Origin of the sequence: Chromohalobacter sp. 48-RD10, from assembly GCF_029889785.1 — a bacterium.
Taxonomy (GTDB): Bacteria; Pseudomonadota; Gammaproteobacteria; order Pseudomonadales; family Halomonadaceae; genus Chromohalobacter.
In genome coordinates, this window is record NZ_JARANX010000147.1 from 1 (window position 1) to 1,234 (window position 1,234).

The window sequence follows — 1,234 nt, forward strand, 5'->3', positions numbered from 1 at the left end:
CCCTCGCGCCAGCACCGAGGCAGTACGCCCCAGAGTGGCCGCACCTTCCGGCGAGCAATGGATCAGCGACGAGCGTTTCTGGAAATCGTAAACGCCCAGGGGCGAGGAGAAGCGCGCAGTACCCGAGGTCGGCAACACGTGATTGGGGCCGGCACAGTAATCGCCCAGCGCTTCCGCCGTGTAACGCCCCATGAAGATAGCTCCGGCGTGACGTACGCCTTCCGCCATCGCTTCAGGGTCGCCAACCGACAGCTCAAGGTGCTCGGGCGCAATGCGGTTGATGATCGTCAGCGCCTCATCGCGATCACGGGACTGGATCAAGGCACCGCGTGACGCCAGCGACTCGCGGATGATCGCCTCGCGCTCCATGGTAGGCAACAAACGTTCGATGGCGGCGTGAACCGCATCGAGATGGGCCGCGTCCCAGCTCACTAGAATTGCCTGAGCATCTTCATCGTGCTCGGCCTGCGAGAACAGGTCCATCGCCAGCCATTCGGGATCGGTCTCACCATCGGTCACGATCAAAATCTCGGAAGGCCCCGCGATCATGTCGATCCCTACCTGTCCGAACACCGCGCGCTTGGCCGTGGCCACGTAGATATTGCCCGGCCCGACGACCTTGTCCACGCGTGGAATGCTCTGAGTACCATATGCTAGGGCCGCCACGGCCTGGGCGCCCCCCACGGTGAAGACATAATCGACACCCGCCAGATGCGCGGCCGCCAGCACGAGGTCATTGAGCACGCCATCAGGCGTAGGCACCACCATGACGATGTCGCGCACCCCGGCAACATGCGCGGGAATGACATTCATCAGTACCGAGGACGGGTACGCGGCCTTGCCGCCCGGCACATAGATGCCCGCGCGGTCCAGTGGCGTGACCTTCTGGCCCAGCACACTCCCATCGGCCTCGGTATACTGCCAGGATTCAGGCTTTTGATGCTGATGATACACACGAATGCGTTCGGCAGCGTGCGCCAGTGCCCCACGCTGTGTCTCCGGCAAGCTCTCATAAGCCTCGCGCAGCCGCTCCGCCCCCAGCGTGAGCTCACTCATACCACACACCTGCATGCGATCCAGGCGGTTGGTGTACTCGATCACTGCGGCGTCGCCGCGCGAACGTACGGCATCGATGATCTCCTCGACGCTTTCGGCCACCTGCTTGTCGGAGACACCTTCCCACGCCAGCAACGCTGTCAGACGTGTCTCGAAATCGTCTTGTGTGGTGCTCAGA

At 63.0% G+C, this 1,234-nt stretch carries 1 protein-coding gene; it reads right to left on the reverse strand.

Annotated elements, in window-relative coordinates; translation table 11 throughout:
• Positions 1-1,233 (reverse strand): histidinol dehydrogenase (gene hisD / locus OP496_RS17830; protein ID WP_280565267.1); only part of this gene is annotated, 1,233 nt, incomplete at its 3' end.
• Position 1,234: the final 1 nt, after the last annotated feature.